The sequence below is a fragment of the Bacillota bacterium genome, from assembly GCA_018333655.1.
GTDB lineage: Bacteria > Bacillota > UBA994 > UBA994 > UBA994 > BS524.
In genome coordinates this window covers 15714-40043 of record JAGXTJ010000024.1, presented here as the reverse complement: position 1 = coordinate 40043, position 24330 = coordinate 15714, and the positions used below count along the sequence as shown (strand labels likewise).

At 56.0% G+C, this 24330-nt stretch carries 19 protein-coding genes and 1 tRNA gene; 5 read left to right on the top strand and 15 right to left on the bottom strand.

Annotated features, from left to right (window positions below; all coding sequences use genetic code 11):
• Positions 1–261: 261 nt before the first annotated feature.
• The 12 genes from KGZ92_05710 to murJ form a co-directional block, all read right to left on the bottom strand.
• Positions 262–1338, bottom strand: coding sequence for a shikimate dehydrogenase (locus tag KGZ92_05710; protein MBS3888784.1), 1077 nt, complete (start codon positions 1336–1338; stop codon positions 262–264).
• 23 nt (positions 1339–1361) lie between these two features.
• The gene (locus KGZ92_05705; protein MBS3888783.1) at positions 1362–2267 is read right to left on the bottom strand and encodes a quinate 5-dehydrogenase; all 906 of its coding nucleotides are present in this window, start codon (positions 2265–2267) and stop codon (positions 1362–1364) included.
• 11 nt (positions 2268–2278) lie between these two features.
• Positions 2279–2803, bottom strand: coding sequence for a transcriptional regulator (locus KGZ92_05700; protein MBS3888782.1), 525 nt, complete (start codon positions 2801–2803; stop codon positions 2279–2281).
• 116 nt (positions 2804–2919) lie between these two features.
• Positions 2920–4326: an anion permease gene (locus KGZ92_05695; GenBank protein MBS3888781.1), complete on the bottom strand. Its 1407-nt coding sequence runs from the start codon at positions 4324–4326 to the stop codon at positions 2920–2922.
• Between the two features lie 49 nt (positions 4327–4375).
• Positions 4376–7489, bottom strand: coding sequence for an Ig-like domain-containing protein (locus tag KGZ92_05690; protein MBS3888780.1), 3114 nt, complete (start codon positions 7487–7489; stop codon positions 4376–4378).
• A 162-nt stretch (positions 7490–7651) separates the two neighbouring features.
• Positions 7652–10990, bottom strand: coding sequence for a hypothetical protein (locus KGZ92_05685; GenBank protein ID MBS3888779.1), 3339 nt, complete (start codon positions 10988–10990; stop codon positions 7652–7654).
• A 205-nt stretch (positions 10991–11195) separates the two neighbouring features.
• Positions 11196–13466, bottom strand: coding sequence for an O-antigen ligase family protein (locus KGZ92_05680; GenBank protein MBS3888778.1), 2271 nt, complete (start codon positions 13464–13466; stop codon positions 11196–11198).
• A gap of 337 nt (positions 13467–13803) precedes the next feature.
• The gene (locus tag KGZ92_05675) at positions 13804–13971 is read right to left on the bottom strand and encodes a hypothetical protein (GenBank protein ID MBS3888777.1); all 168 of its coding nucleotides are present in this window, start codon (positions 13969–13971) and stop codon (positions 13804–13806) included.
• A complete protein-coding gene (locus KGZ92_05670; GenBank protein MBS3888776.1) occupies positions 13968–14336 on the bottom strand; it encodes a hypothetical protein in 369 nt (122 codons plus the stop codon). The genes KGZ92_05675 and KGZ92_05670 overlap by 4 nt, the downstream gene beginning before the upstream one ends.
• 171 nt (positions 14337–14507) lie before the next feature.
• Positions 14508–14780 carry a hypothetical protein gene (locus tag KGZ92_05665; protein MBS3888775.1) on the bottom strand — a complete coding sequence of 91 codons (273 nt, stop codon included), beginning with the start codon at positions 14778–14780 and terminating at the stop codon, positions 14508–14510.
• Positions 14781–14815: 35 nt separating this feature from the next.
• Complete coding sequence (locus KGZ92_05660) at positions 14816–15775, bottom strand: hypothetical protein (GenBank protein ID MBS3888774.1); 960 nt, start codon at positions 15773–15775, stop codon at positions 14816–14818.
• A 253-nt stretch (positions 15776–16028) separates the two neighbouring features.
• Complete coding sequence (gene murJ, locus KGZ92_05655) at positions 16029–17552, bottom strand: murein biosynthesis integral membrane protein MurJ (protein ID MBS3888773.1); 1524 nt, start codon at positions 17550–17552, stop codon at positions 16029–16031.
• A gap of 470 nt (positions 17553–18022) precedes the next feature.
• Between murJ and KGZ92_05650 the strand changes: the two genes are divergently transcribed.
• The 4 genes from KGZ92_05650 to KGZ92_05635 all read left to right on the top strand — a co-directional run bounded on the left by KGZ92_05650 (position 18023) and on the right by KGZ92_05635 (position 22343).
• Positions 18023–18382 carry a hypothetical protein gene (locus KGZ92_05650; protein MBS3888772.1) on the top strand — a complete coding sequence of 120 codons (360 nt, stop codon included), beginning with the start codon at positions 18023–18025 and terminating at the stop codon, positions 18380–18382.
• A 479-nt stretch (positions 18383–18861) separates the two neighbouring features.
• Positions 18862–20109, top strand: a complete 1248-nt coding sequence (locus KGZ92_05645) for an ATP-binding protein (protein ID MBS3888771.1) — start codon at positions 18862–18864, stop codon at positions 20107–20109.
• A complete protein-coding gene (locus tag KGZ92_05640) occupies positions 20102–20701 on the top strand; it encodes an RloB domain-containing protein (protein ID MBS3888770.1) in 600 nt (199 codons plus the stop codon). Before KGZ92_05645 ends, KGZ92_05640 begins: the two co-directional genes overlap by 8 nt.
• Positions 20702–20969: 268 nt before the next feature.
• On the top strand, positions 20970–22343 hold the full coding sequence (locus KGZ92_05635; GenBank protein ID MBS3888769.1) for a S41 family peptidase: 1374 nt from the start codon (positions 20970–20972) through the stop codon (positions 22341–22343).
• Positions 22344–22346: 3 nt separating this feature from the next.
• Here the strand turns inward: KGZ92_05635 and dusB are convergent, their stop codons facing one another.
• Both dusB and KGZ92_05625 read right to left on the bottom strand, forming a co-directional pair.
• On the bottom strand, positions 22347–23306 hold the full coding sequence (gene dusB / locus KGZ92_05630; GenBank protein ID MBS3888768.1) for a tRNA dihydrouridine synthase DusB: 960 nt from the start codon (positions 23304–23306) through the stop codon (positions 22347–22349).
• A 58-nt stretch (positions 23307–23364) separates the two neighbouring features.
• Positions 23365–23529 (bottom strand): hypothetical protein, encoded by a 165-nt coding sequence (locus KGZ92_05625; protein ID MBS3888767.1) that lies wholly within the window; start codon positions 23527–23529, stop codon positions 23365–23367.
• A gap of 121 nt (positions 23530–23650) precedes the next feature.
• Here KGZ92_05625 and KGZ92_05620 point away from each other — a divergent pair.
• Positions 23651–23727: transfer RNA gene (locus KGZ92_05620), tRNA-Pro, on the top strand.
• A gap of 145 nt (positions 23728–23872) precedes the next feature.
• Here the strand turns inward: KGZ92_05620 and KGZ92_05615 are convergent.
• On the bottom strand, positions 23873–24298 hold the full coding sequence (locus tag KGZ92_05615; GenBank protein MBS3888766.1) for a C-GCAxxG-C-C family protein: 426 nt from the start codon (positions 24296–24298) through the stop codon (positions 23873–23875).
• Positions 24299–24330 lie beyond the last annotated feature (32 nt).

The window sequence follows — 24330 nt, the reverse complement described above, 5'->3', positions numbered from 1 at the left end:
TGCACAGAGTTCACAGAGAAAGAAAGAGTGTAATTAAGCAATTACGCTCGTTCCATCTTCCTCTCTTTTCCACGCCTCTGTGCCTCTGTGGTTGAAATCGTCTCCCACCCTTGTAGCATGGGGAAGGCACGTTTTTTACCACAGAGTGCACAGAGTTCACAGAGAAAGAAAGAGTGTAATTAAGCAATTACGCTCGTTCCATCTTCCTCTCTTTTCCACGCCTCTGTGCCTCTGTGGTTGAAATCGTCTCCCAATTTTCCTCTATTTATTCTTGGCTGCGGCGCGTGCGCGGATGGCAGCGATCGTTTCGTCGCTCACGGCGCGTTCGAAGCTGCGGAACCCGGCTAGTTTGAAGCCATGCTTTTCGGCCAAGCGAGTAATTTCTTCTACTTGTTCTAGTTTAATATCTCTACCTAAAGAATAGTCGCCCATTTTGCCCTCAAGCGCCAAGAGCATCGTCTCTGCCATGCAGGCATAGGCCGTGCGGGGGGGAAAACCAAAGTTAAAGCGAAAATCGACCGGCCCCGGCACGGCAACCACGCCGCCGTCTACTATGAGCACATCGTCACGCAGTTTTGCCACTTCTTCTGAAACATCGCGCGGGCGCGCTACGTCGCAGACGATAGCGCCGGGCTTGAGCACGCGCGGGTCGACCACAAAGTCTAGGGCGCTGGTAACGGCGATAACGATATCGGCCGTTTTAAGGCTCTCGTCAATATCGCGCGAGACTGTAGCATTGACGCCGCTTTCTGCGGCGATTTTTTCTTTAACTACTTCAAGCCTCTCTAAGTTGCGTGCCAGTAGCGTTATGCGACCGGCCTCTTTGGCCATAAGCCTGGCACAAACCTGCCCGATGCTGCCCGTCGCGCCGACAACCGCCACATGAGCCTGCTTGACGTCAACGCCCATTTTAGCCGCCGCCAAGCGCGAGGCCATCAGGGCTGTGGCCACGGTGTAGCTATTGCCGGTAGTTACGCCAATTTTAAGCTTGTCGGCCACGGTAATGCCGGCATCCCCCACCACAGAGGTAAGCGCACCTAAGCCTACTATCTCAGCACCCAAGTTCTCTGCAATGCGCCCCGCCTGCACAATCTTCTTGGTCGCTTCTGCGGCGGAAACAGCGCCTAAGAGCTGCCGCGAGGTAAGCGGGCAGGCCACAAAGTACCCCTCAACCTCGGCGTGGTCAGACTTAATGCCGGTAATGTGCGAAACCTTAAGAGGCGGCAGCAGCCTGACTAGCCTCTCTTTCCACACGTCAGACCATTTGGCGGTAAACTTAAACTTGCGAGCGATGTCGTCTGCTACGATGGGGTGCAGTATAAAGGCAAATTTGCGCATTTTCTTTTCCACCTCTCTAACCACTACGAGCCTAGCTCGACGACGCGAGGCTTGAAATCTAGCCTGTCTAAGAGAACTTCGTACTCCCCGGCACTTAAATTGGCGTCCTTCTGGCCCGACAATGCCACCAACAGCGCCTCCATGACATTAGTACCAAAGGAACGTCCGTCAAGCTCGGGCGTGGTAGTGACTAAGAGGCGCACGCCTTTTTGCTTGAGCCACTCGAGGTCTTGCTTGGTGACCGTATTGGTAATGACAATTTTGCCCTGACAGCCATCCGGCATGTAGCGTCGTATAAAGTGAAAGTCACCCGCAATAATTTTATTTTCATAGAAATACTTTGCGCCGCGAGAAACAGACCTTTCTTGGTCCGCACCCGAGGGATAGAGGTACCTTATGGGTAGCTGTGTCAGTAGGGGCGCTAGAACTTTAGCCGCCGCCCCTAGTGCGCGCAGGCTGTAGAGCGGCACGGGCAGGCCGACCGTGAAGATAAGGTCACCTAGGGTGAGCTTGGCGCCAAGCCCGGCTAAGGTCTCGGCCATGCCAAAGCGGTCCGCCGCCGAGACTATAAGCACCGGGGTGCCCTTGATGGCGACGCCGCAAACATCGTTTAGATAGCGCACGGCCTTACGCTCCAGGGTGTTTTTAAGGCCGGTACCGTCGACAATGGGCGTAATTTGGGCTGCTGCTGCTAGTTGCCTGGCCTCGCGCAAGATGTACCTCTTGCCGCCAGCCTGCACGTAGAGATCGATGCCGCCCATGCCAAAAGCATCTACCTTGCCGTCTAGCTGCCTAATAAGCGCAACGGCACGCCCTAAGTCGCCGTCGGTGCCGATGCGCTCAATAACGCAATGCTCGCCCAAAAGCTCCACCTCGACGCGGTGGTCGCGCTTGCTTGAACCTAGACTCACGCTAATAATTGTCTTCATAGCCTTACCCCCTAGTAGCGCAGCCCCGCAAGCACCGCGCGTAGCTCGCTCGGGTCTACATACTTGTCTTCACGGATGGGCGAGGCGCCAATGTATATCGGTATAATCTGTTTGTCTACCAGCGCCTCCGCCAGCTTTATGCGCATATCTGAACCGATTAAAATAACCGTGTCAAAGGCGCGCAGTGCCCCAAGGAGCCCCATTATTTCGTTCAGTAGCTCCGCCCCGCTGCGCTCGCGAATAAGCGCCCAGCGCTCGGCCTCGGTCAGCAAGTAGACATGGTCTACGCCATACTCCTCCGCCACTAGGGTGAGCTCGTCTTTGTTGCCCACCGGAAAGCCAATGAGCGAAATTTTGCCGCCCTTGCGTAGCTCGCCCAAAGTCTCTAAGCGCGAAATAAAGCTGCGGTCAAGCCCTAAGTCGCCCGCCACCTCTTGCTGCGACAGGCCAGAGGCGCGACGCTCTAGCACCTTGTCGACCATGCGCATAATTTTCTCGCGGCTGACTAGTTTGTCGCCAATTCTGATATAGCCCATACTGCCGACTCCCCTTGTGCACTGTTTTGTATACAAGTACATTTTAACACAGAAAGCCCAAGATGCAAGAAAAGAGCGCCCAGAGGGCGCCCTATTTGTAAACTATTAAAGGCGGGCTACAGCAGGCCGAGGTAACGCCAGTAGGGCAAAAAGAGCAGTACCGACACAAAAGAAATGCCCGCAAAGACGAGCGAAAACAGCGCGCCATCGGCCTCGGTTATGGCCTTGCCCTCTGCCGCCTCGTAGCCCACGGCATAGACGATGTTTTGGTAGAGCATAACAAAGACCGCATGCGCCGCCAAGTGAATAATCATGCCGAGCGCCCAGGCGCTCATGCCCGCCGCTTGCGCTGCCGGCAGCAGTATAAGCATCAGCAGTGCCAAAAGAGCATTTATAGAAACCATGACAAAGCGCAGCAGCATGGTAAGCAGCATGAGCAGGGCCGCAAAAAGGTAGACTTGCCCCATGAGGGGAGTAAGTAAGGGCAGTAGCTGCTCGCCCAAAAAGGCGTCAATGCGCAGGCGCTGAAAGACCTGTGCCACATTAAGGATGACCCCGAGAAAGATAAGCGACGACCAGCCTACATCGGCATGAAAGGTCTTTTTATCCATGGCCTTGCTCGCCAAAAGTAGGGCTAGGGCCGCTAGGGCCACCGTGGCAGGGTGCTGGCCATGCCAGCTCTCGGTAATCCATGCCAGCAGGGCGCTAAGCAAAAGAACGAGAGTTATTTTCTCAGAGCGGCTAAGGGGGCCGAGCGCCCTCAGGTCTGCTACCACGCGCGCCTTATCGGCGGCTCTGCCGCCTTGCGGCTTAAAGAGCAGCATAATGGCCCCAAGGCCCAGTACGGCCGCCAAGAGCACAGGGGGCGTCGCCGCACGCAGCCAAAAGAGCCAGGTCATGCGGCTCGCCTCGTGGGCCGGCAGTAGCTCCACCAAGAATAGATTAGTGCTAGTGGCCGTCATGTACATGGGTGCCGCCAGCACAAAGCCTAGGTACATGGCCAAGAAAAGCCCCGCGCTGCCGCGGCTTTTTTCGTCGCAGCCTAGGCCTTCGGCCAGCGCAGGTATAAATTTGCCGGTGATGGCTACCTTGGCGGTGACGCTTGGTATGGCAGGGCAGACCAGCACCCCCGTAGCAAAAAGGGCCAGCGCCTGCCCTAAGTAACTGGCCGGCATGACGGAGAGCATAAGGAGGGTGGTGCGTTTTAAGAGCCCACTCTTAGCCACTGCCGCACCAAGCCCTAACGCCCCCACCAAGAGCCACCAAGTGCGGCTGTGGAAGGTGGCAAAGGCCACTTCTAGCGGCACTATGCCGAGGGCTATCCACCCCACGGCCATCAGTAGCGCCACCACATAGTCGTCAAGCACCTGCCCCACCCAGGCGCAAATGGCCCAGACCAAGAGGCCGAGCGCCCACATCGCCTCGACTTCAAGGCCAGGCAGAGGCGCGAGCCGTGCCACGCCTAGGCCGAGCAGTACGCCCAGCACATTAAGCACTTCGCGAAATGTCATTTTGCACGGCAAAGTCATGCCCCCTATTGTATCGCTGCCATCATGCGATAGATCATGATGGCTATTTCGCTGCCACCAGGCGGTAGAGCATGGTGGCTACCTCCGCCCGCGTGGCTAAATTATGCGGGTTAAACCTACCATCGCCCGAGCCCTGCACAAGGCCCGCCTCAGCCGCTATGCGCACACCGCCTTGCGCCCAGGCTGGTATGCTCTGCTGGTCGGCAAAATTTACGCTAGGCACGCGCGGCACTGTCACTAGCCCCTGCTGCACCACGCGCGACATAATGACCGCGAGCTCGGCCCGGGTTATGCGACGTTCGGGTGAAAAGGTGCCATCAGCATTACCCCCCACCAGGCCGGCCTCTGCCGCCGCGCCAATGGCGCCCGCCGCCCAACTAAAGGTAGCGGCATCGCGAAAGCGCTCTGCAGCCCGCGCGTTCTCGGGCAGGCCTAGCGCGCGCGTAAGCATAGCCACAAATTCTGCCCGGCTAATAACAGCATCGGGCCTAAAATTGCCGTCTCTATGCCCACCCACAATGTGCATGCCGGCTAGTGTCCTTACAGGCACCTCGGCCCAGTGCCCAGCCATGTCTGGCAGGGCTGGTGCCCCTCGGGTGGCAAAGACGGCGAACTGCCCAAAGGCATCTAGCGGCACAGTCACTACCCGGTCGGTCACAGTACCGCCTAGGTAAACCCATCTTGCCGTGCGGGGATTGTAGACATGAATAGCCGGCAGCTGCCCTGCGGCCATCGCTGCAGCCGTAAAGCGCTGCGCCAGGTGCACCGCCCTGTTGACAGTGCCCCCGCTTAAAGTGAGCTGCACTATTTCACTGGCCGGCACCAAGTTGGCACGGCTGGCAGCGGCAAGCAAGGGCGCCGCCTCCAGCGGGGGCACCACTTCGGCTATCAGCCGGGCATTTACGCCGCTAATCGCGCCCGCCGGCACCAGTACATCGGCATAATCAGGCAAACTTAAGGCAGTTACGGTGTCAACAGCTATGTTCGTCTCCACTCGCGGCGGCCCCACTACCACTCGGCTCTCGGCGGTGTGCCCGCCCTCGGCGGTGGTGACGGTAATCGTCGCTGTGCCTAGCGCTAGCGCCGTCACCGCGCCGCGCTCGTCTACCGTAGCCACGCTCGCATTGCTGCTGGCAAAAGACACGGCCCTGTTGGCAGCGTTCTCTGGCAGCACGGTGGCCACCAAGTGGCCCACCTGCCCGCGGGCAAGCTGCAGGTTAGCCGGCAAGAGGGCGACACCCGTGGCCAAAATGGGGCGCGGGGCTACCGAGACAGCGGTACTCGCGCTACGCCCACCATCGCTCGTCGTTACGGTTATGGTGGTCAGCCCCGGGGCCACCGCGGTCACTACGCCGCTGGCATTTACTGTCGCCACCTGTGTGTTGCCACTCGCCCAGGTCACCGTGCGGTTAGTGGCGTTCGCCGGGGCGACAGTGGCGACTAAAGTGCCGGTCTGCCCAGCCACTAGACTTAGAGTTGTGGGCGCAATAGTCACGCCAGTGACTACGACAACAGGCGACGCCACAGTAACCGCCGCCGTCGCCGTGCGCCCGCCATCTGTGGTGCGCGCCGTTATGGTCGCAGTGCCCGGGGCGCGTGCCGTCACTACCCCGCTGTCGTTAACCGTGGCCACCTGCGTATTACTGCTCGCCCAAGTTACTAGGCGGTTAGTGGCGTTAGCCGGGGCGACAGTAGCCGCTAAAGTGCCGGTCTGCCCAGTTACCAGGCTAAGTGTCGCAGGCGCAATGGTCACGCCGGTTACTAAAACCACGGGCGCTGTAACAGTAACCGCCGCCGTCGCCGTGCGCCCACCATCTGTGGTGCGCGCCGTTATGGTCGCAGTGCCCGGGGCGATGGCGAAGACTACCCCATTGGCGTCCACCAACGCCACCTGGGTGTTGCTACTCGCCCAAGTTACTAGGCGGTTAGTGGCATTGGCCGGGGCGACAGTAGCCGCTAAACCACCCGTATGCCCAGCTACCAGGCTCAGCGTGGTGGGCGCCATGGTCACGCCAGTAACAGGCACTACGGGCATGCTAACTTGCACCTCTACCCAGGCCACAAAGCCCCCGTCCAAAGTGGTGACCGATATATGTGCTGTACCTGGGGCGACGGGGGTAACCACGCCAGTCGCGTTAACGGTAGCCACGAAGGGGTTGTTACTGGCCCACCTAACCAGGCGTATAGTGGCATTAGCCGGCAGTATAGTTGCCGTAATCGTGCGCGTCGTGCCTGTCGTCATGGCGACCACGCCCGGCGGCGTAGTAATCCCAGTGACCGGAATAGCCGGCACGGGCACGGTGACTGTGGCAGTATCCTCTTGCGTGCCATCCTGCGTTCTCGCCACAATAGAAGCCACACCGGGAGCAATCGCGGTAACTACGCCTGTAGCACTAACCTGCGCCACCAAGGGGGTCAGGCTGGCCCAGACCACAGAGCGGTTGGTGGCGTTATGGGGCAAAACTAAGGCCGACAAAGTCCCACTCGCCCCAATAGCTAAGTTTAGGGTGGCGGGGGTTATATTAACGCCCGTCGGGGGGATAAAAAGGGCAGCCACCTCGACAACCACCTGCGCGGTAAAGTTGCCGTCCTGCGTGCGCACGGTAATGATAGCAAGGCCAGGCGCCACCGCTGTCACTAGGCCATGCACATTAACCGACGCCACTGCCGCATTACTGCTCGACCATACTACGGCTGGGTTACTGGCGTTAGCCGGGCTGACGGTAGCACCTATAGACCAGGTCGCCCCAACGACCAAGTTTAGGTTTGCTGCGTTCAAAGTTACGCCGGTCACGCGTACTGGCTGCGTCGCAACAGAAACAGCTACACTCGCCGTGTGCGCGCCGTCCCTAGTCGTAGCAGTAATGATAGCCAAGCCGGGCGCTTGCCCCGTGACTACCCCCGTACTATTCACAGTGGCCACGCCGACGTTGTTGCTCCCCCAATTAACCAATCGGTCAACGGCGTGCGCGGGGTGCACTGTCGCCACCACAGTAGCTGTGCCCCCAACAAGCAAACTAAGAGTAGTAGGAGTCGCTGTAACATGGGTCACGGCAGCGGCCTCCACCCGCAGGGGGTGGGCAGCGGTAGCGAACACTAGCAGGGTTACGAGCAGGGCACACAGCACTTTACTGCTCCTATGTCGGGGGTGAGGCATTTTAAGCTCTCCTCTCGGTACCATTACCACCTTAGTTTATCGTTCGCGCCAGAAGGCTGTCAATCTATAGCCAGCAGCACTCTGTCGACTGCCCTGCAAAGACGAAAAAAAGAGACCCTGTAGGGTCTCCCCCACAAGGCCTCTCTTTTTCGCTTAGAGTGACTATCTCTTGCTGATGGTCACGCTGTCGTCAGCGGGGTTCCAGTTGACGGTGTAGCCGAAGGTCTCAGCCAAGAAGCGGGCAGGTACCAAGGTACGGCCGCCGGTGGCGAAGGCTGCTACATCGAGAGCAACTGGGGTGCCGTTAACTTTAGCGATGGTGCTGTTGAGTGTGAGCTCTACAGAGATGTTGCCCTTTACTAGGGTGACGATCTCGGCAGTGCCTTGTACTCTGTAGTCAACAGTTGCTTCGAGGATTCTCTCACCGAACCAACGGAAAGGAACCATGAGGCGACCATTGCGCACGTTAGCAGGTACGTCGAGGCCGATGGCGGGGTTAGCTCTGCCGATGGTGATAACATGGCTAACTGGTGCTGGCGGGGTACGACGCTCTACAGCGATAGTGCGGGTAGTTACGTTACCAGCAGCGTCTTGTGCGGCGACGGTGAAGATGTTCATGCCTTCGCGCAGGTTGACGGTGCGGGTAAAGACTTGCTCTCTACTTACGAAACCGGGGATAACCACGCCGTCGAAGATAATGCCGTTAGCGGCAATATTCACTGCATCTCTTACAGTAACGGTGACTACAGCAGTAGCCTCGGTCGTTACGGCAGGAACAGTCACTTCGATGATAGGTGCCGCGGTGTCGGCAGCAGCAGGAGCGGTGCGGGTGATGGTGACGCTATGGGTGGTGACGTTGCCTGCGGCATCGGTAGCTACTACCACGAAGGTGTTAGCGCCGACAGCGAGGGTAACGTTGCGCACGAAGGTTTGAGTGCGCGCAGGGAAGATGGTGACTGCAGCACCCTCAAAGATGATACCGGTAACGTTTACATCGTCTGTAATTGTTACGGTAACGGGCAGGGTGGCAGCGGTAGTTGTAGCAGGAGCGTTAGTGGTGATAACAGGCGCTACTGCGTCAGCGGGAGGAAGAACGACCGGACGATTGACGGTCAGTGCTGTGCCGTGCACAGGGGTGACTGTGAATGTTGCTTCAGGTGCGAACACAACCCCTGGGACAGGATTGACGCGCAGGGTGAGCCCGGCGGCAGGCAGGGTAGTGGAGGCGAGCGTAACTGCTCCAGAGATGGCAACACTGCTAGCCATGCCGACGCCGTGAGCGTTGAGCAACTGTACAGTCACGTCGTTCTGGCGGTTGTAGAAGAGCTCCGCTGGTGTTACCTGTAGCGTCGCAGGAGAGAGAGTTAAGTGAGTAGTGGCTGCTCCAGCGACAACAACACTTACCTGAGGCTCATGCACAACGCCTGCGATGGTACGCAGAGCTGTGGTATTGGGTGTGGCAAGAATTCTGAACTGACGCTCCGACACGGCAGAAGCGATACCGTCAGCCTCATCCCATGTCGTACCGGTTGTCGTAAGCGCTCTATTTTGCGCCTCGAAGTTGATGGCAGTGGGGACGGTAGTAACACGAAGGGGCGTCAAGGCCGGACGTACAGCGACCGTAATATCGCGGTTTAAAGCGACATTGGTGCGTGGATCGGTCACACGTACAGTGATGGTGTCGTAGAAGTTTTGGGTTAGACGACCACCTTCAGGGGTTACTGCCACTACCGGAGCAACTGCGGAAATGGTAGCAGTACCTGTCAGGGTGCCTGCTGTATTGTTCGCAGTGATGGTGTAAGAACCTGCTGCAGTTACATTCATGCGCAAGCTATAAACACCATTGCCGCTAAAAACAGCGGATGTCAGTGTCGGGGTAATAGCAGCGGTCGGGTCGGTGAGTGTGAACGCCAAGGTCGCATCGTTCACTAGCGCACCGGCTACATCGCGCACAGTGACAAGAACCGCCTCGTCGGCAGAACCAGCTAGGAGCGTGTGTTCAAGAGATAGGGTGTACCCAAGAGTCGGATTCACGGCAATGGCAGATGTCCAATTGATTTGAGGAGCAGGATTCCACTCAAGTGTAGCCCCAATCACTCTGGGCAATTGCACCCTGACACTAATGTCGCCGACTGTACGCAGTCTTGCATCGATGGAATACTCGCCGTTAACGACTGACGAACCACGTGGCTGAGTAGGCAACAACCCATTCACTTGGAGTGTAGGTGAGGCTGTGTTGACAAACTCGCCGGTGTTGATGTCACGAACGGCAAACTGGCCAGCAGTGCCCTCAAACGTCACAAGCGCGTTATTGACGCGATTACCAGCGGCATCGGTTACGATTACGCGCAGTGTAGTCTCGTCGAGGCGGCGTACGGTAGTTACAGGGCGCTCAAGCCTGAGGCCTGCTACGGTAATGGTCCGAGATACAGTGGCGAGCAGAACATGCGTGTCCGAGTAGAACTCAGTCGTGACCACGATGTCGCCGCCTTGGCGAGGAATGAGACCGGTCCACGCAATGGCTCCGTTACCCGCAACACGACGTGTAGGTTGGGCAGCGAACGGACCACTGACCCTTGATACGGTGTAATCAAGCCTCTGAGCGACGCCTGCTTCCCTTGGTAGAAGGCCAGCGGCATCAAAAGCTGTAACGGTAAGGTCAAAAGCTGTGCCTACTGTAGGGGTCGCGCTGGGCGTTGCAATGATGTTGAAAGCGTCGCGCGCAGCCACGTTAACCGTAACCGGGCCGATGGACTCTCCATTTTCAGCAGTAACTGTAATCACTAGAGGACCAGCAGCTAATGCGCCAGTGGGCTGAGTGATAGTCACACGCCGCACTTGTGCAGCAATGTCAGCTGAAGTAACTGCTTCTAAGGCAGCAGCACCACTAGCAAGCGTGGCACCATTGTACGTTACGCTCGAGAGAAGAGCGGTATCGTAGAAATTGTTGAGCACACCGCCGATTACTCGCGTGATACTGAGCGGAATGGTGACCTGCTGGCCGATGCCCGTTTGATAGAGTCCCCACGTTACAGAAGGAGTCGTTGTGGAGACGGAGAGGGAGTTGGGGGCAACGGTCCCGATCGTGTGAGTGAGAAGCGGAGTTGCTGTGCCGAGGGCACTGTTAAGTGCGGTATCCAAAGCGGCTGTGGCGACTACAGCTAGGCGATAGTCACCAGCTCTGTCCGGAACGAAAGCGAACGAAAACGATCCGGCTGTAGCGGTGATCGGTTGGTAAAGGTTGAAAGTCGTGCCGAGCCAACTCCCACCTGGCGCCCTATGCTGGACAGCCACACTGTACAAATTGGTATTGAGCGCAGTTGTGCCAGGTGTGCCAATCGGCAACAGGGCTCCGCTGACTATGATCGCGCTGTCGCGGGCAACCACACCGCTTACCGACGCCTGCAGCGCTACAAGGGGGGTTGTGCTGGCAAAGGCTACGCCGGCGAAAAGGCTCGACATCATTACCAGACTTAGCAGTAAAGCAGTTATTCTTTTCATTGCGTTCTAGACCTCCTTTAGATACTGAAAGGGAAACTCGCACTCCCTAGCTTGCGTCGACCATGCTACCCCCGTAGGGCCACAAGACGATAGGAGGCGTTAATGCGCCATGCGCTTTACGCGCTAGGCTCTGCCACTAATATACTTCATAGGCTTTCGCATGCCTATCTGTGCCTAGCAATTGTAAGCATTCCGTAATATAGCGTTAGTCACTACGATCCGTTGCTGCAGAAACATGAGCCAAATGTGCTCTAAACCCTGCATTGCCCTCCTCTAGAGCGAGGATTGCCTGCGCTTCATCGTGTCGACCGCTAAGCTCAAGCGCCCTTATCAGCCAGACTAGTGCTGTCTCACGGCTGTCCGCATTTTTTGCAAGGGCCGGGTTACTAAGCACATCGACGGCTTGGGCAACGTGCCCACGCATAACTAAGAGTGCGCCTTGCGTGGTAGTGAGTACTGGGGTTTTTACAAAGGGAATAGTACTTTGCACGAGCCAAGCAGGGTCTGTTCGCGTGATGATGTCTGATACATTTGTGTGCACGCTCTCTAAGTTTGACAAATGCGCCCTGGCATCGGCTTCTTCAGCAGCGGCGTCTACCGCCGCGAAAAGATGCGCTAGTGCCAACGCTTCGTGGTTTTGAATGTTCATGGGTTGTTGCTCTAGTGCCTGCGTAAAATAGTCAACCGCACGTGCGAAGTCTTGCCGACCTAGGTAGTAGTGCCCAAACAGATTAGTTATGCGGGGGTCGTGCGGCCAAAAGCGGAGAGCCGCAGCCAAGGCGCTTGGCAATGCTTGCTCTTGGGGGCTCTCCCGCCATAGCAAGCCAATATAGGCCATGCGCCTGTCAAAAGCATATGGGTTCACTTTGAGGGCTCGCTCTAACCCCGCGCGAACTGCGGCGGCATCACCTCGTAGGTTTGCCGCGCGAATGTTCCACATGTCCTCTGCCTCGGCTAGCCAGAAGATTCCGGATACAACTAACATAACTAGGAGCGCGGGAACAAACAGGCGGCGTAGCTGTAAACGGGCAAGGTGCGGCAAGGCAATCTTGGCCGCAGGTAGGTCAGCACCCAAAATACCAAGCATGACTGCCAGCAAGTAGTATAGCACCGGAAAGCCCAAGAGGGCTTCTATGGTGGAGTGCAAGAGTAGCGCGAATGATGCTAGCGCCAGTGCTTGGTGTTGACGGTTAGAGCTGCGCACGCCTTTGATGAGGTGCCAGCCGACAAACACGAGATAAGCGGCAAACCCAACGAAGCCCACCTCTAGCAATATCTCAAACGGATCAGAGTGCAAACGCGCCGAACCATACAAGAAGCTCTGCACGCGGTGGTAAAGCGAACGCCACGCTCCGCCACCGTGGCCAAATACCGGGCTTTGCAAAAAAATGCGCCAAGCGTCACGAAAGAACACGAGCCGGCCATCCTGCAGCATTACCTCTAAAGAAAAACGCGCCACCACTGCCTGCAGTCTTTCTGTCAAAAAGGGCAACGAGCGATAGGCTATGGCCCCCGTCGCGGCAAACACAAGTAGCCCCACACCCAAATAGGCCTGACGCGAAACAGTGCGGTCACGCAGACGTCCCAGCGCTAAGGTACCCAAGCCCACCAAGAGCGAGAGCGCCCAAAAAAGCGCAAACCCCTGCAGGGACTGCAACCTCAGTAGCACGTATATACTAAGTAGCCCCAAGGCTCCCACCCACACCAAAGAGAGCACTGTCGACAGAGCTCGTTGACGCAGACTGACTACTATCAACAGAGCCACACAGGCCCCTGCCGCGAGCCAACCACCTCGTGAATAGGTAAAGAACAGTGCCGCTAAACTATGTTGCGCCGCTATGGCATAGAACACACTGGTGAAGGGTTGCTTCTCGCTGTGTATTAGACGGTGCAGCGCCAACAGTAAAGTGACCAAAAACCAACTTGCAGCCACGTTCGGGTACTCGAAGCCAGCAGAAAGGCGCCCGCCCACTAGCCAACGTTCATAGCTATAAACGCCGGTGTATACGGCAAGACCAGCTGTGGCAAGGGCTGCGCCCGCCAACACTAGCCCTGTAATAATTCTTTCCAGTTGTGCCTTGTCTAGAGGCATCGCACTCCACAGCAAGTAAACCAACAACACGCTAGCCCAAAATAGAACTGACTGCAGTGCATGATAAGTCGATACAGGCCGAATAAGCCCAAGAAGCAAAACTCCTAAGAAAATGAGTGCGGCAAATTTTGGCCACGAGAGCGTGAGCCCCCGGGTGCGCAGGTCAGGCCACAGCAGAAAGGCCAGCAGACCGACAACTGTGCACAGAAAGATCGCTGCCCAGTATTCGATCGGCCAGTAAAGGCCTCGCAAAAAGGCCCCCACCCCCAGTAGGGCGAGCGAAAAAACGGCGACAAAGTATTTGTAAGCGAACATGTTTGGTGCAGTTTGCTTGTGTGCCTGCCTCTGGGTGTGCTGCGTTGTGACTTTGGCGGTTTTGGGCATGTAGGCTGTACCTCCCTTGGTTGTCCTCTGCGCGCATGTAGACTACAGGTGCCCATTAATCTTATGTGAAATGCGCTGGTTCTGCAATTACAAATTTGAAATAGCGGTTAGGTGCAGACTAAAGGGCTTTGCCGCACTATGCTCAGCAGGAATTTTGTTGAGAACAAACTAATGGAACCAGATGCTGTCTCAGCGACAAATCTAGCTCCGCGTCTTGTCCGATGTGACTGCCTCGGGGCAACACAGCTTTCTTCTCCTGATGCCTACCATGCGCAATGGAGCATTAGGTATTAGCCGGGTCATATGGCGTTACGGCTAGGACTGCATGAGTTCTAGGTTACTTACCAACCTTTATCACATGGTCGCTCTCCACCCACTCGACATTGTAGCCGAGCTTTTCAAAGATAAACCGAAAGGCACCACCGTTCTGCCACCAACGAGCCGGGGGGCTACCTAGTGAGTGAGCCTGATCATCAACCCAAGCCACCGTTTGACCTATAGTCATGGTGATAGTCCGACCCCCCTGTGCAATTGTTGCCCTTTGTTGCCGCTCTGCCTTAGGCTGTGCTGCGCTAGAGTCGCCGTTATTTCTCCCTCACGCAGGCTCCAGACTACTACCCGCACCTGCGGCTCAGCGCTGCCGGTCATATTTGCCCGCCCCAGTATAGTGTACTGCTCGGTAGCCTGTAATCGCGCGAGGTCAAATGTGAGCATCGCTGTGCCAGGGTCCGAAATGGTAGATAAGCGATAGTGGTCAGGACTGTAAACCAACCATCCGTAGAGCGCTGCCACACCGAGCAGTAGCATGACACTTGCTAGAATAAGCCCCCTCCCTGCGCCGTGGCCACCACGAGAGAAATATAACGACAAGGGCCAGCAAGCTCCGGACAGGCAAGGCAAAATACCCCCTCTACATTCCATGGTCTAGCTAGGCATATTCTCGCATTTGGATTTCGAGCAGATGGCCTTGTGAACACAAACGCCCGCCAAACAATATGTCTGGCGGGTGGAATACGACTAAGGGGGCATGACGCGCTATGCCTACAATGTGAACTGTCGTTCGCTCGCCCGGAGGCCTTCGCGAAGCGTCCAATCCATGTATAATTTATACTGCTCTTGCTCCGTGTGCGCGAAAAATTGTGCCCTGTCGGTAGCTTCTAGCCCTGCTAGGAAAGGTTTGTAGTGTTCAGATTGCCGCCATGAACTGACCTTGCGCCGATTAGCCTTGTGCAAGACAGCTGCTCTACGGGTAACTAGCCAAATGATCCCTGAAACAACAGCTAGGAGAACCGCCCCGAGTAGCTCCGTACTCATCTTGTACCATCTCCCGCTTAAATGAATTAGTCCTGTTAATCGATACTAACTAAAATCACAAAATCGCTCTCCACCCATTGGACATTATACCCTAACTGCTCAAAGATAAACCGAAAGGGCACCATCGTTCTGCCACCAACGAGCCGGGGGGGGCTACCTAGCGAGTGAGCCTGATCGTCAACCCAAGCGACCGTTTGACCTATCGTCATGGCGATAGTACGACCCCTCTGCGCAATTGTTGCCCTTTGTTGCCCCTCATGCCAACTGATAGTGGCCCCGCTAATTTGCTCGATAACACGTAGGGGCACTAGGGTGCGCCCGTCAACTACAACCGGTAAGGGCAAATTTTGTGGATAGTAGCGACCCTCGAAGTAGATGGCAGGGCGGTTAAGGTACACCACATCTATCTTGGTTGGTCGCTGCACCAGTAAGCCTAGGGCCGCGGTGAGGGTGTAGTTTGTCTGCACCCCGGCGAAGAAGGCACGCACAATGCCAGGCAGCTTGAGCCAATTGGCGGGCCGCAGGGCTTCTGCCACCATGGCTTGCACTATTTCGATTTGATTTATGGAGCGTGTGTAGAGACCGTTAGCAGGCGGGTCGAGCAAAGCGCGCACCTCTGCTCCAGAATGCCTGCGTCCCCCTATCGCTACTCCACCTAGGCGCTGCACGATTTCAGGAATGAGTCGTTCATTAAAGCGCACATGGCGCGCAATCTTTATGCCGAGCGCTGTCTCCGTGCGGCTAACTAACTCAGACATGGCGAGGTGGCTGTAGAGGTTTTCTGTTTGCACGCCGTGACCAAGCAAGGCGAATTGCGCGGCTTTAGGCAACACCTCAAGAGTGTATTCACGTCCGAGCACACGAACGACACCTAGGTGCCCACCAGTCTCAGTCTCGCCTACGACTAATATATAGGTAGGGGTCCTGGCTTCGACAGAGGGCAGCAAGGTAAAAAATAAGGCAGTAATCACTGCCAAGGCTACCAACTTACGCAATACATCATCTCCTCATAACTGAATTAGTCCGACCAAGGCTTCATTCGCCTGGCCAAGGATTACAGGCCCTAGACAGATAGCTAGGGCGTTTACGCAGACCCCCGATACCATAAAAGGAACAGGGCTACGAGCAGCCGATGAAGTGCCCGCATAAGCTTCCCTCCAACCTTGCCATAAGGTGATGCTACAGCCTGTATATTGCGAAAAAACAAGAAATTTGTCGAAAATAAAAACGCCTTGCGGCCTTTTTCCCTTAGCGTTTACTCCGCCACCAAAGTGAGGCTTTTTTTAGGGCAGAGGTGACCTCCGCCACCCGCAGGAGCAGTAGGCCAAGGGCGTAGACAGCTAGCCCGCCGGTAACCGCCGCGCTAAGGGCGACGACCTCGCCGAGGGGGCTGAGGACGGTCAAGAGCAAGTGGCTCACGACGCCCATGCCTAGCGCGGCAATGACAACTTTAGAGAGGAGGGTGGTCGCCCCCATGTTTAAGTGGACTTTCGATTTACGCAGTAGGTAGAACATGGCCACAGCGCCAAGCGAGACGCCGATGGAGTTAGCGAGGGCTAGGCCGCCATGCGCTAGGGGGTGCACCAAGAGCAGGGCGAGCAGTGCCTGCAGCACGGCGGTAAGGATACCGACTTTGACGGGCGTAGTAGTGTCGTGCAGGGAGTAAAAGGCGCGTGTGAGCACTGTGCCGGCCGAAAGGCCGAGCAGCCCTAGGGCGTAGAAGCCTAGGGCGAAGGCGGTCTTGGCGGTATCGGTGGCGTCGAAGGAGCCACGCTCAAAGGCAAGACGCACGATGGGGTAGCGTAAGACCCACAGCCCCACCGTGGCGGGAACGAGCAAGATGAACAAGGCGCGAAGCCCCGCCGCGAGAGCCTCGGCAAAGCCTTTTTTGTTGCCCTGCGCGGCGAGGTCGGCTAGTGCGGGGAAGACCACCGTAGAGAGCGCCATGACGAAGATGCCAAAGGGTAGCTGCACAAGGCGGTTGGCAAAATTAAGCGAGGCGATGCTGCCAGGGTCAAGACCGCTGGCGAGGCGGCGGTCGACGATCATGTAGAGCTGCCCAAAAACCCCCGCCACAAATATGGGGGCAGATAGTTTAAGTACCTTGGCAAACTTAGGGTCGCGGTAGCTTGGCCACGCCCAAATGGGGTAGTGCCGAAAAAGCGCCCAGCCAAGAAGTAACAAGACGGGCAGCGCCATGGCGATAAGGGCGGCCCACGCCACATAGCCCATGCCCCCCGCGCCAAAACCAAGTACGCCCGCCACAATAATGCCGTTCTGTAGTACGGGGTTAAGCGCGGGCAAGAGAAATTGCCGATGGCTGTTAAAGAGCATGGTCAAGAAGAAGGATATATGCATGAGCAGGGTGCCAAAAGACAGGATGCGGAGTAAGAGCACGGTCTGCGCTTGCTGCGCCGCGGGGAAGTTGCCGACTAAGACCCGCACGAGAAACGGGGCAAAGTAGAGCGCGGCGACAGAGCCTAGCACGCCGAACAGAGCATTTACCACCGAAACAGTGCCTGAGAGCTGCTCTCCCTCTTTAGTATTTCTGGCTTCGCTGTAAACCGGCAAGAAGGCGGTCGACAGGGCGCCGCCCACCACGCCAGAAATAAGGGTGGGTATGGCCAGGGCGGCGACATAGGTGTCCACCGCGGCACCGGCACCAAAACGCCAAGCAATGGCCTGCTCTCTGGCAAAACCCAGTAATTTGCTTACAAGCGAAACCAAACTTAAACCGAGAGCCGCCTTGAACACATTGCGCTTAACTGCCATAGGTTGCCTCCTTTCTAGCAAAACCCTGCCTCTACTCACAAAAACGGCCACATTTATAGTGGCCGCGCTCCATAGCTAGTGCTACGAAAACAGTTCCCTTATCAATACGTCTTTAGAAATTTATACTTGTTTCACAAACTGCAAGCTAATCTTTCGTGGCCTATCTCTGTCTTCAAAATGACAGTATACCGCGTCCCGGACAGCAACCCTTATCTCCTCCACACTCTCACCTTCTGTGTTTACTCTGTCCTTTTTGTGCAAGGCGTAAACCCCTAATGACTGGCCGGCCCGTGCATTAATCTAGCTTTGCTGATGCCACGACAATCCTCTTGCCAATATTATAGCCAATGCGCGGCCGATTGGATACACTTAGGGCAGAAGAGCGCTACAAGCAGCAGCGCTAGGATGCTTGCCCCGCAAGAGTTTTCGCGTCATAATTGTTAGTGAGAGCATCGGGGAGGCGAGTTGCTATGTGGTCAACCCATATTCTAGACAGCGCACGTGCTAAGAAAAAGCAAGAGCGGGAGCAACTTCGCACGCAATTGCTAGACGATGCCATGAAAGCCCTCGATAAACTGTCCCGGTTAATTCAGTTTGAGCAAGCCTATGTATTTGGCTCTGTCGCCAGGCCGGAGGGCTTTGACGAACTTTCGGATTTAGATATAGCCTTCGCAGGGCTGCAGGACAAAGACTTTTTTGCAGCTGCGGCTTTTCTCTCACGAGAAGTCGGCAAAGATGAAGTCGACGTCGTGCAGCTAGAGGGACATCGCCTAGCTAGTACAATAGTAAAGGAAGGGATACCGTGGAAAAGGAGTTCAACGACTCTTTAAGACGGTAGCTGTCTCCTTTGAAAACAATATCGACCACAAGACGCGTTATCACGCCGAACTGCTCAAAAGGATGACCTACACGATAGAAGGCGTAAGACCCGCCCTCTTGTCTCAGGATAGCTTCACCTTACTGGACAATCTGCGCTCTTTCAGGCATTTTTTCCAGCGCGCCTACTCCTATGACCTAGATGAGCGAAAGGTACGAATTGTCTGGGAAGATGCGGTCAAACTCCGTACGTTGTACGCCAGGGATGTACAGGCCTTTTTACACAGCCTCGCCACCTAAATACTCCATGCATTTACTGCCCTCCCCGAGCGTCTTGCTGGCTTGGCAAAAGCGTTAGGCTCCAGCCCTAGCGGACGAGCATTCTTACGGGGCATATTCGCAGAAATTTCGCGAATTTAGGCATTAAGTGTTGATAATTGGGCATACTAATGCTATATTCGAAGCATAATCGCTGATTGAAGGAGCTGTCAATATGTTAGTTGGATTTACCTGCGAGAATTATGCATCTTTTCGGAGCAGTTGCGTGCTAAGTATGCAGGCTTCTGCCATAGGGGAGCATGCGGAGACACACACCATAGATAACCCCCACGGGAGACTCCTGAAAAGCTCTTTAGTATACGGAGCAAATGCAGCGGGAAAGAGCAACCTTTTGAAGGTTATGTGGTTCATGCGCCAGATGGTATTGCACTCGGTTTCTGTTAAGGGCCTGGCCGCGCAGGCGGAGGGCTTTAAATTTACACAAGACAGTGAAAAAAGTCCCATCGTGTTTGAGATATCTTTCATCACTGGAACAACACTGTACAGGTATGGTTTTCAGTTGCTTGGCGGTCGGGTGGACGGAGAATGGCTCTACAGAAAGGAGAAGCGTGAAAGCTTGCTCTTTGAACGCAGCGGGCCATCATGGTCGACAATAGAACTTAGAGGACCGCTCAAGGCACTTGAAACCATCAAAGATCACACGCGAGAAGACGCGCTTTTTGTTACGGTAGCGGCTCTCTTCAACAACAAGGTCGCCAAGGATGTTATGCAGTGGCTTGAGTCGGTGCAGATCTTGACCCCTCAATCTTCTCCGGTGGAAACATTCAAATATATGGGAGATAGCGAACAAAACATGCGCGCTGTCCTAAAGCATCTTCAACAGGCAGACACGGGCATAGAGAATGTGCTATTTCGCATAACTGACACTGACTCTCAAGAAGAAACTGTCCACCTTGGGGATGATTTTAGTCTCACACGAATTAGGAAAACCCGAGAAGTTGACCTTAAGACAAGGCACGCTTTGTACAGCGCCAAAAATGAAAGAGTTGCCTCGGTTGACCTCCCCTTCGATGAGTACCAGTCAGCAGGCACACTCGCCCTCTTCGAAATGCTCGGGCCTGTTCTGAGAGGCCTGCAAGAAGGCAGGCTAGTAATCATCGATGAACTCGGCGCTAGGCTGCACCCAAGCCTGACACGATTCATTCTCAACCTCTTCCATTCCCTTGACATTAACCTATCAACCGCCCAGCTCATCTGCAACACGCATGATGTCCTTTTGCTAGATGAGGACATCAGACGCGACCAAGTATGGTTTGTGCAGAAGAATCAGCGCGGAGAAAGCGAACTCTACTCCCTACATGACTTCGCCGACATCCGGAAGGATGACCTCTTTAGAAAGAAATATCTACTAGGCGTCTTTGGAGCCATTCCTAGGCTAGAACGTAACGCAGCGTATGAGTAGACGAGCGACGAATTATCGAAGGGGAGCTCGACCGCCTAGACAGCAAAACAATGTTATATTGGTTGTCTGCGCGGGGGAAACTGAAAGCACCTACTTCAGCAAATTCAAGATTGACCTCGGTACTGTGAAGGTACGCACTGTAGTGGACAACCGAAGTCCCATCAATATCGTGCACCGGGCACTGCAAGAGAAGTCACTAGGGCAATACATTCAGGTTTGGTGTGTGTTTGACAGGGACGAATTCCATAATTTTGACGAAGCAATAAAACTCGCGCAAAAAGAAGACGTGCGCGTAGCGTCCTCAAACCAAGCCTTCGAACTGTGGTTCATTTTGCACTTTCGGCGTCAGGATGGAGCGCTCCATCGCAATAACTATGCACGGGAACTCAACAATCTGCTTGGCCGCACATACGTCAAGACTGACCCAAAGCTATACAAGACACTGAAACCCAAAACAACAACTGCCATTAAGAATGCACGTATTGGCTACGAATGCCACAAGAGAAAAAACTTGGCACCGTCAAAGTGTGAGTCCTATACTACTGTTTTTAAACTAGTCGAGGAACTGCTTAAATGGACTAACAGAAGTTAACTAGCAGTAGGGACGTAGACTGCTGCTAGTCGAATCGGGCTGTGGTTTATTGACAACTGGTTTTCTGTAACTTAAAATTAGGGTACGTAAAAAAAGTGGGTTCTCCACTTTTGCGGAGCGGCATTGTGAGAAATTACGATGTGGCTCTATTTTTTTGTTCACTTAGGGACGCAGGGATAGGGCCTACCCTACCAAGTGCGACAAGGAGTTTGCGTCGCGGGGGCGAAGTAGTTACAGATATGAAGTCTACTGGCCGGGAGGAATTTTAATGAAGGTGAAAAAGGTACTTGCGGCGGTTCTACTGACCGCCATGTTGACGCTCGCTTGGGTTACCCCCGTGGCACGCGCCGACGACGCCTACCAGGTGGTGATTGAGGTACTAAGGCTAGTGCAGCAGAACTTCTGGCGCGAGGTGTCGCCCCAGGTGTTAATTCGTGGCGCCATTGACGGCATTATGGCCGCTTTAGATGACCCCTATTCTAACTTTTTACCGCCGGCCGAGCATACGCAGTTTATGCAGCAGGTGACTGGGTCATTCGCCGGTATAGGGGTGCGCCTAGAGATTACGCCTGATGGCGCGCGCATTACCCAAGTGTTTCGCGGCAGCCCGGCGGCCGGAGCAGGGCTACGCGCTGGTGATATTATTCTCTTTGTCGGCGCGGTCGATGTGCGACACTTGACTCTAGAGCAGCTGTCGGCACAGATACGCGGCGAGGTGGGCACTGACGTGTCTATTTCGTTTTACCGCAACCATGTCAACACCCTGCAGACGGTGAGCATAAAGCGTGGCCATGTGGTGGCGCCATCTGCCGAGTGGCGCATGCTCGAGGGGCAAATTGGCTACATACGCATGGATAGCTTCGGGTCGGCCTTAGATGCGGACATACGCGAAGCGATGGCGGATCTTAGTGGGGCACGGGGGCTAGTGCTAGATTTGCGCGGCAACCGCGGCGGCCTGCTGCAGAGCATGATGCAAGTGGCACCGCACTTTGTGCGGGCTGGCCCCATGGCGGTAATCGTCTACCGCGGCGGGCAGCGCGAAACGGTACAGTCGCCCGGGCCAGGGCCAAGAGTGCCGCTCGTAGTCTTAGTCGATGAGCGCACCGCCTCGGCGGCAGAGATACTGGCGGGGGCGATACAAGATAGCAAAAGCGGAGTGCTGGTGGGGACAAAGACCTTTGGCAAGGGTGTGGCGCAGAGCATTTACGACCTAGGGGCGCGAGTCGGCGCTGTTAGGCTTACCGTAGTGGGCTACCTGACGCCTAGTGGCCACGAGATAAATAATAACGGCATTACCCCGAGTATTGTGGTTGCCCCAGCAGCGCCCGAAATTGCTGCCCCCAAGGCGGAGCTACTGACGGCGGAGCGCGAACTGGTGCTAGGGCAAAGGCATGCGGAGGTTACTAAGCTACACCGTGCGCTTGCCGCACTGGGCTTTTACGAGGGGCCACAAAATGACCTCTATACTGCCGCCACTAGGCAGGCTGTAATGCGTTTTCAGCAGCACTTTGGCCTCTACCGCGACGGCTTGGCCAGTAGAGAGCTACTAGAACAGGTAAACTTGCGCCTCGTACAGCCGCCGGTGTGGCGCGATGCCCAGCTTGAGGCGGGGCTTACGAACTTACGGGGGCGCATGCGGTAATGGCTAGGTGGTAAAGGCGAGGAGTAGTTGCCTAACAGTAGCCAAGCTCTCTGCCACATTGATTTGCTGCCTGAGGCGCGCGGCGCTTGGCAGCCCGCGGCAGTACCACGCCAAGTGGGGCCGCATTTCGCGTAGCGCCCTATACTCGCCTTTGTGGGCGACAGCTAGCTCTAGGTGACGCAGAGCGAGAGCTACTCTTTCGCTGCTGCTTGGCGCAGGGAGTGGCACAAGGCCGGCGAAGGAGCGAGCGATATCGCGGTAGAGGTAGGGGTTGCCTAGGGCGGCGCGCCCGACCATGACGCCGTCGCAATGAGTTTGCTCCATCATACGGTGCGCGTCCGCGGGGGAGGCAATGTCGCCATTGCCAATGACGGGGATGCGCACCGCTTTTTTTACGGCGGCGATAATGCCCCAGTCGGCCTTGCCACTGTAAAACTGCTCGCGCGTGCGCCCATGTATGGTGATGGCGGCAGCCCCTGCCTGCTCGATAGCGCGGGCAAAGTCTACGGCGTTGACCTGCTCGTCGTCCCATCCCTTGCGGGTCTTGACGGTAATGGGTAGAGAAACGGCGGCGACCATTTGCCGCACTATTTCGGCGGCGAGTGCTTGCTCTAGCATAAGGGCGGCACCCGCCCCGTTTTTTGTTATTTTAGGGGTGGGGCAGCCCATGTTGATGTCGATAGCGCAGGCGGCTGTTTTCTCGGCTACGAGGTAGGCGGCGCGCGCCATTTCGCCGGGGTCATTGCCAAAGAGCTGCACCGCCACGGGTTGCTCGCGAGGGTCAAGGGCGAGAAGCTCCCACGTTTTGGCTTGGTCGTAGATAAGGCCCTTGCTGCTCACCATTTCGCTCACGACATAGGCGGCGCCGTACTCGCGGGCGATGAGGCGGCAGGGTAGGTCGGTAATGCCCGCCAGAGGCGCGGCGATAAGGGGTGGTGCGAGGGTGATTTCTTTAATTTGCATGGTTCTCTCCTTTTTTGCACAAAAAAGGGGCTACCGCCCCCCAGAGTTTAGCGTGCCACTACTCGCCTTGCTTGTCCTCCCGCTTGGCAGTCATGCACAAGGGTTGCCCGAGCACCGCCGCGGTCTCCGTTATATCTTCCCCGCAGTAGGGGCACAGCCACATGCCTTGCGACGAGGCCGAAAAAGACAAACCATTACAATGCGCACACCGCTTGTGGAACAACGCCTTCGCCTCCCAAAAGATGTTGGTAGTAAATTGGCGGGTGGCAGGACTAAATCCTGCCTGCGCAGGGCACAAGTTTGCCTTTTTTTTGCGGTATGCTATAATCAAGCAGTAATTGTAGCGGGGCGTGGCTCAGTTTGGTAGAGCGCACGGTTCGGGACCGTGAGGCCGCACGTTCAAATCGTGTCGCCCCGACCATGCTTTTTGCAAGCTGCCCCATCGGGGCAGCTTTCTCGTTAATGACCTTCCTGCCTCTTGCCTCCTATTTCCTGCTTCTGATTTCTTGCTTCCTATTTCCTGCCTCTTGCCTCTTGTCCTTGCGCTCCGCGCACAAGAGCTACTCTCAGCCACAGCCTTCGTCTACTACTCCTCTATCCATGAGCTCGATGGCTTTGTCGGCGCAGAAGGCGACGTACTCTACGCAGCGCTTACGGTAGTCGTCTGTCTCGGGCTTAAGGTCGGAGCAGGCGGCGGAGCCATACTTGCTCTCGATGGCGGAGATTAGTTCTTTGGCTAGAAGCTTGGCGTCTTCTTTGCGCGGGCCGCCTAGCTCGCGCCCGTAAAAGCGGCCGATGGCCATAACGGCCCCCGCTGCCCCGCCGCAGAGCCCACCACAGCCCATGCCGCCGCCAAAGCCGGAGGCCAGTTTTAACCCCAGCGCTTTTTGTTCTACTGGCAAGTCGTCATTTAGACCAAGCCAAATCGCCTCGGCGCAGTTGTACCCGTTTTGGTAGTGCTCGCGCGCTAATTCCGTAGCTGTTTTTTTCATTAGTCACCCTCCCTTTAACTTTCGTCACCCAT

What these genes read in the sequence shown, in the direction of transcription:
- KGZ92_05710 (MBS3888784.1), bottom strand. Translation starts at nt 1,338, where the DNA reads ATGCGCAAATTTGCCTTTATACTGCACCCCATCGTAGCAGACGACATC.
- KGZ92_05705 (MBS3888783.1), bottom strand. Translation starts at nt 2,267, where the DNA reads ATGAAGACAATTATTAGCGTGAGTCTAGGTTCAAGCAAGCGCGACCAC.
- KGZ92_05700 (MBS3888782.1), bottom strand. Translation starts at nt 2,803, where the DNA reads ATGGGCTATATCAGAATTGGCGACAAACTAGTCAGCCGCGAGAAAATT.
- KGZ92_05690 (MBS3888780.1), bottom strand. Translation starts at nt 7,489, where the DNA reads ATGCCTCACCCCCGACATAGGAGCAGTAAAGTGCTGTGTGCCCTGCTC.
- KGZ92_05685 (MBS3888779.1), bottom strand. Translation starts at nt 10,990, where the DNA reads ATGAAAAGAATAACTGCTTTACTGCTAAGTCTGGTAATGATGTCGAGC.
- KGZ92_05680 (MBS3888778.1), bottom strand. Translation starts at nt 13,466, where the DNA reads ATGCCCAAAACCGCCAAAGTCACAACGCAGCACACCCAGAGGCAGGCA.
- KGZ92_05675 (MBS3888777.1), bottom strand. Translation starts at nt 13,971, where the DNA reads ATGACTATAGGTCAAACGGTGGCTTGGGTTGATGATCAGGCTCACTCA.
- KGZ92_05665 (MBS3888775.1), bottom strand. Translation starts at nt 14,780, where the DNA reads ATGAGTACGGAGCTACTCGGGGCGGTTCTCCTAGCTGTTGTTTCAGGG.
- murJ (MBS3888773.1), bottom strand. Translation starts at nt 17,552, where the DNA reads ATGGCAGTTAAGCGCAATGTGTTCAAGGCGGCTCTCGGTTTAAGTTTG.
- KGZ92_05650 (MBS3888772.1), top strand. Translation starts at nt 18,023, where the DNA reads ATGTGGTCAACCCATATTCTAGACAGCGCACGTGCTAAGAAAAAGCAA.
- KGZ92_05645 (MBS3888771.1), top strand. Translation starts at nt 18,862, where the DNA reads ATGTTAGTTGGATTTACCTGCGAGAATTATGCATCTTTTCGGAGCAGT.
- KGZ92_05640 (MBS3888770.1), top strand. Translation starts at nt 20,102, where the DNA reads ATGAGTAGACGAGCGACGAATTATCGAAGGGGAGCTCGACCGCCTAGA.
- KGZ92_05635 (MBS3888769.1), top strand. Translation starts at nt 20,970, where the DNA reads ATGAAGGTGAAAAAGGTACTTGCGGCGGTTCTACTGACCGCCATGTTG.
- dusB (MBS3888768.1), bottom strand. Translation starts at nt 23,306, where the DNA reads ATGCAAATTAAAGAAATCACCCTCGCACCACCCCTTATCGCCGCGCCT.
- KGZ92_05615 (MBS3888766.1), bottom strand. Translation starts at nt 24,298, where the DNA reads ATGAAAAAAACAGCTACGGAATTAGCGCGCGAGCACTACCAAAACGGG.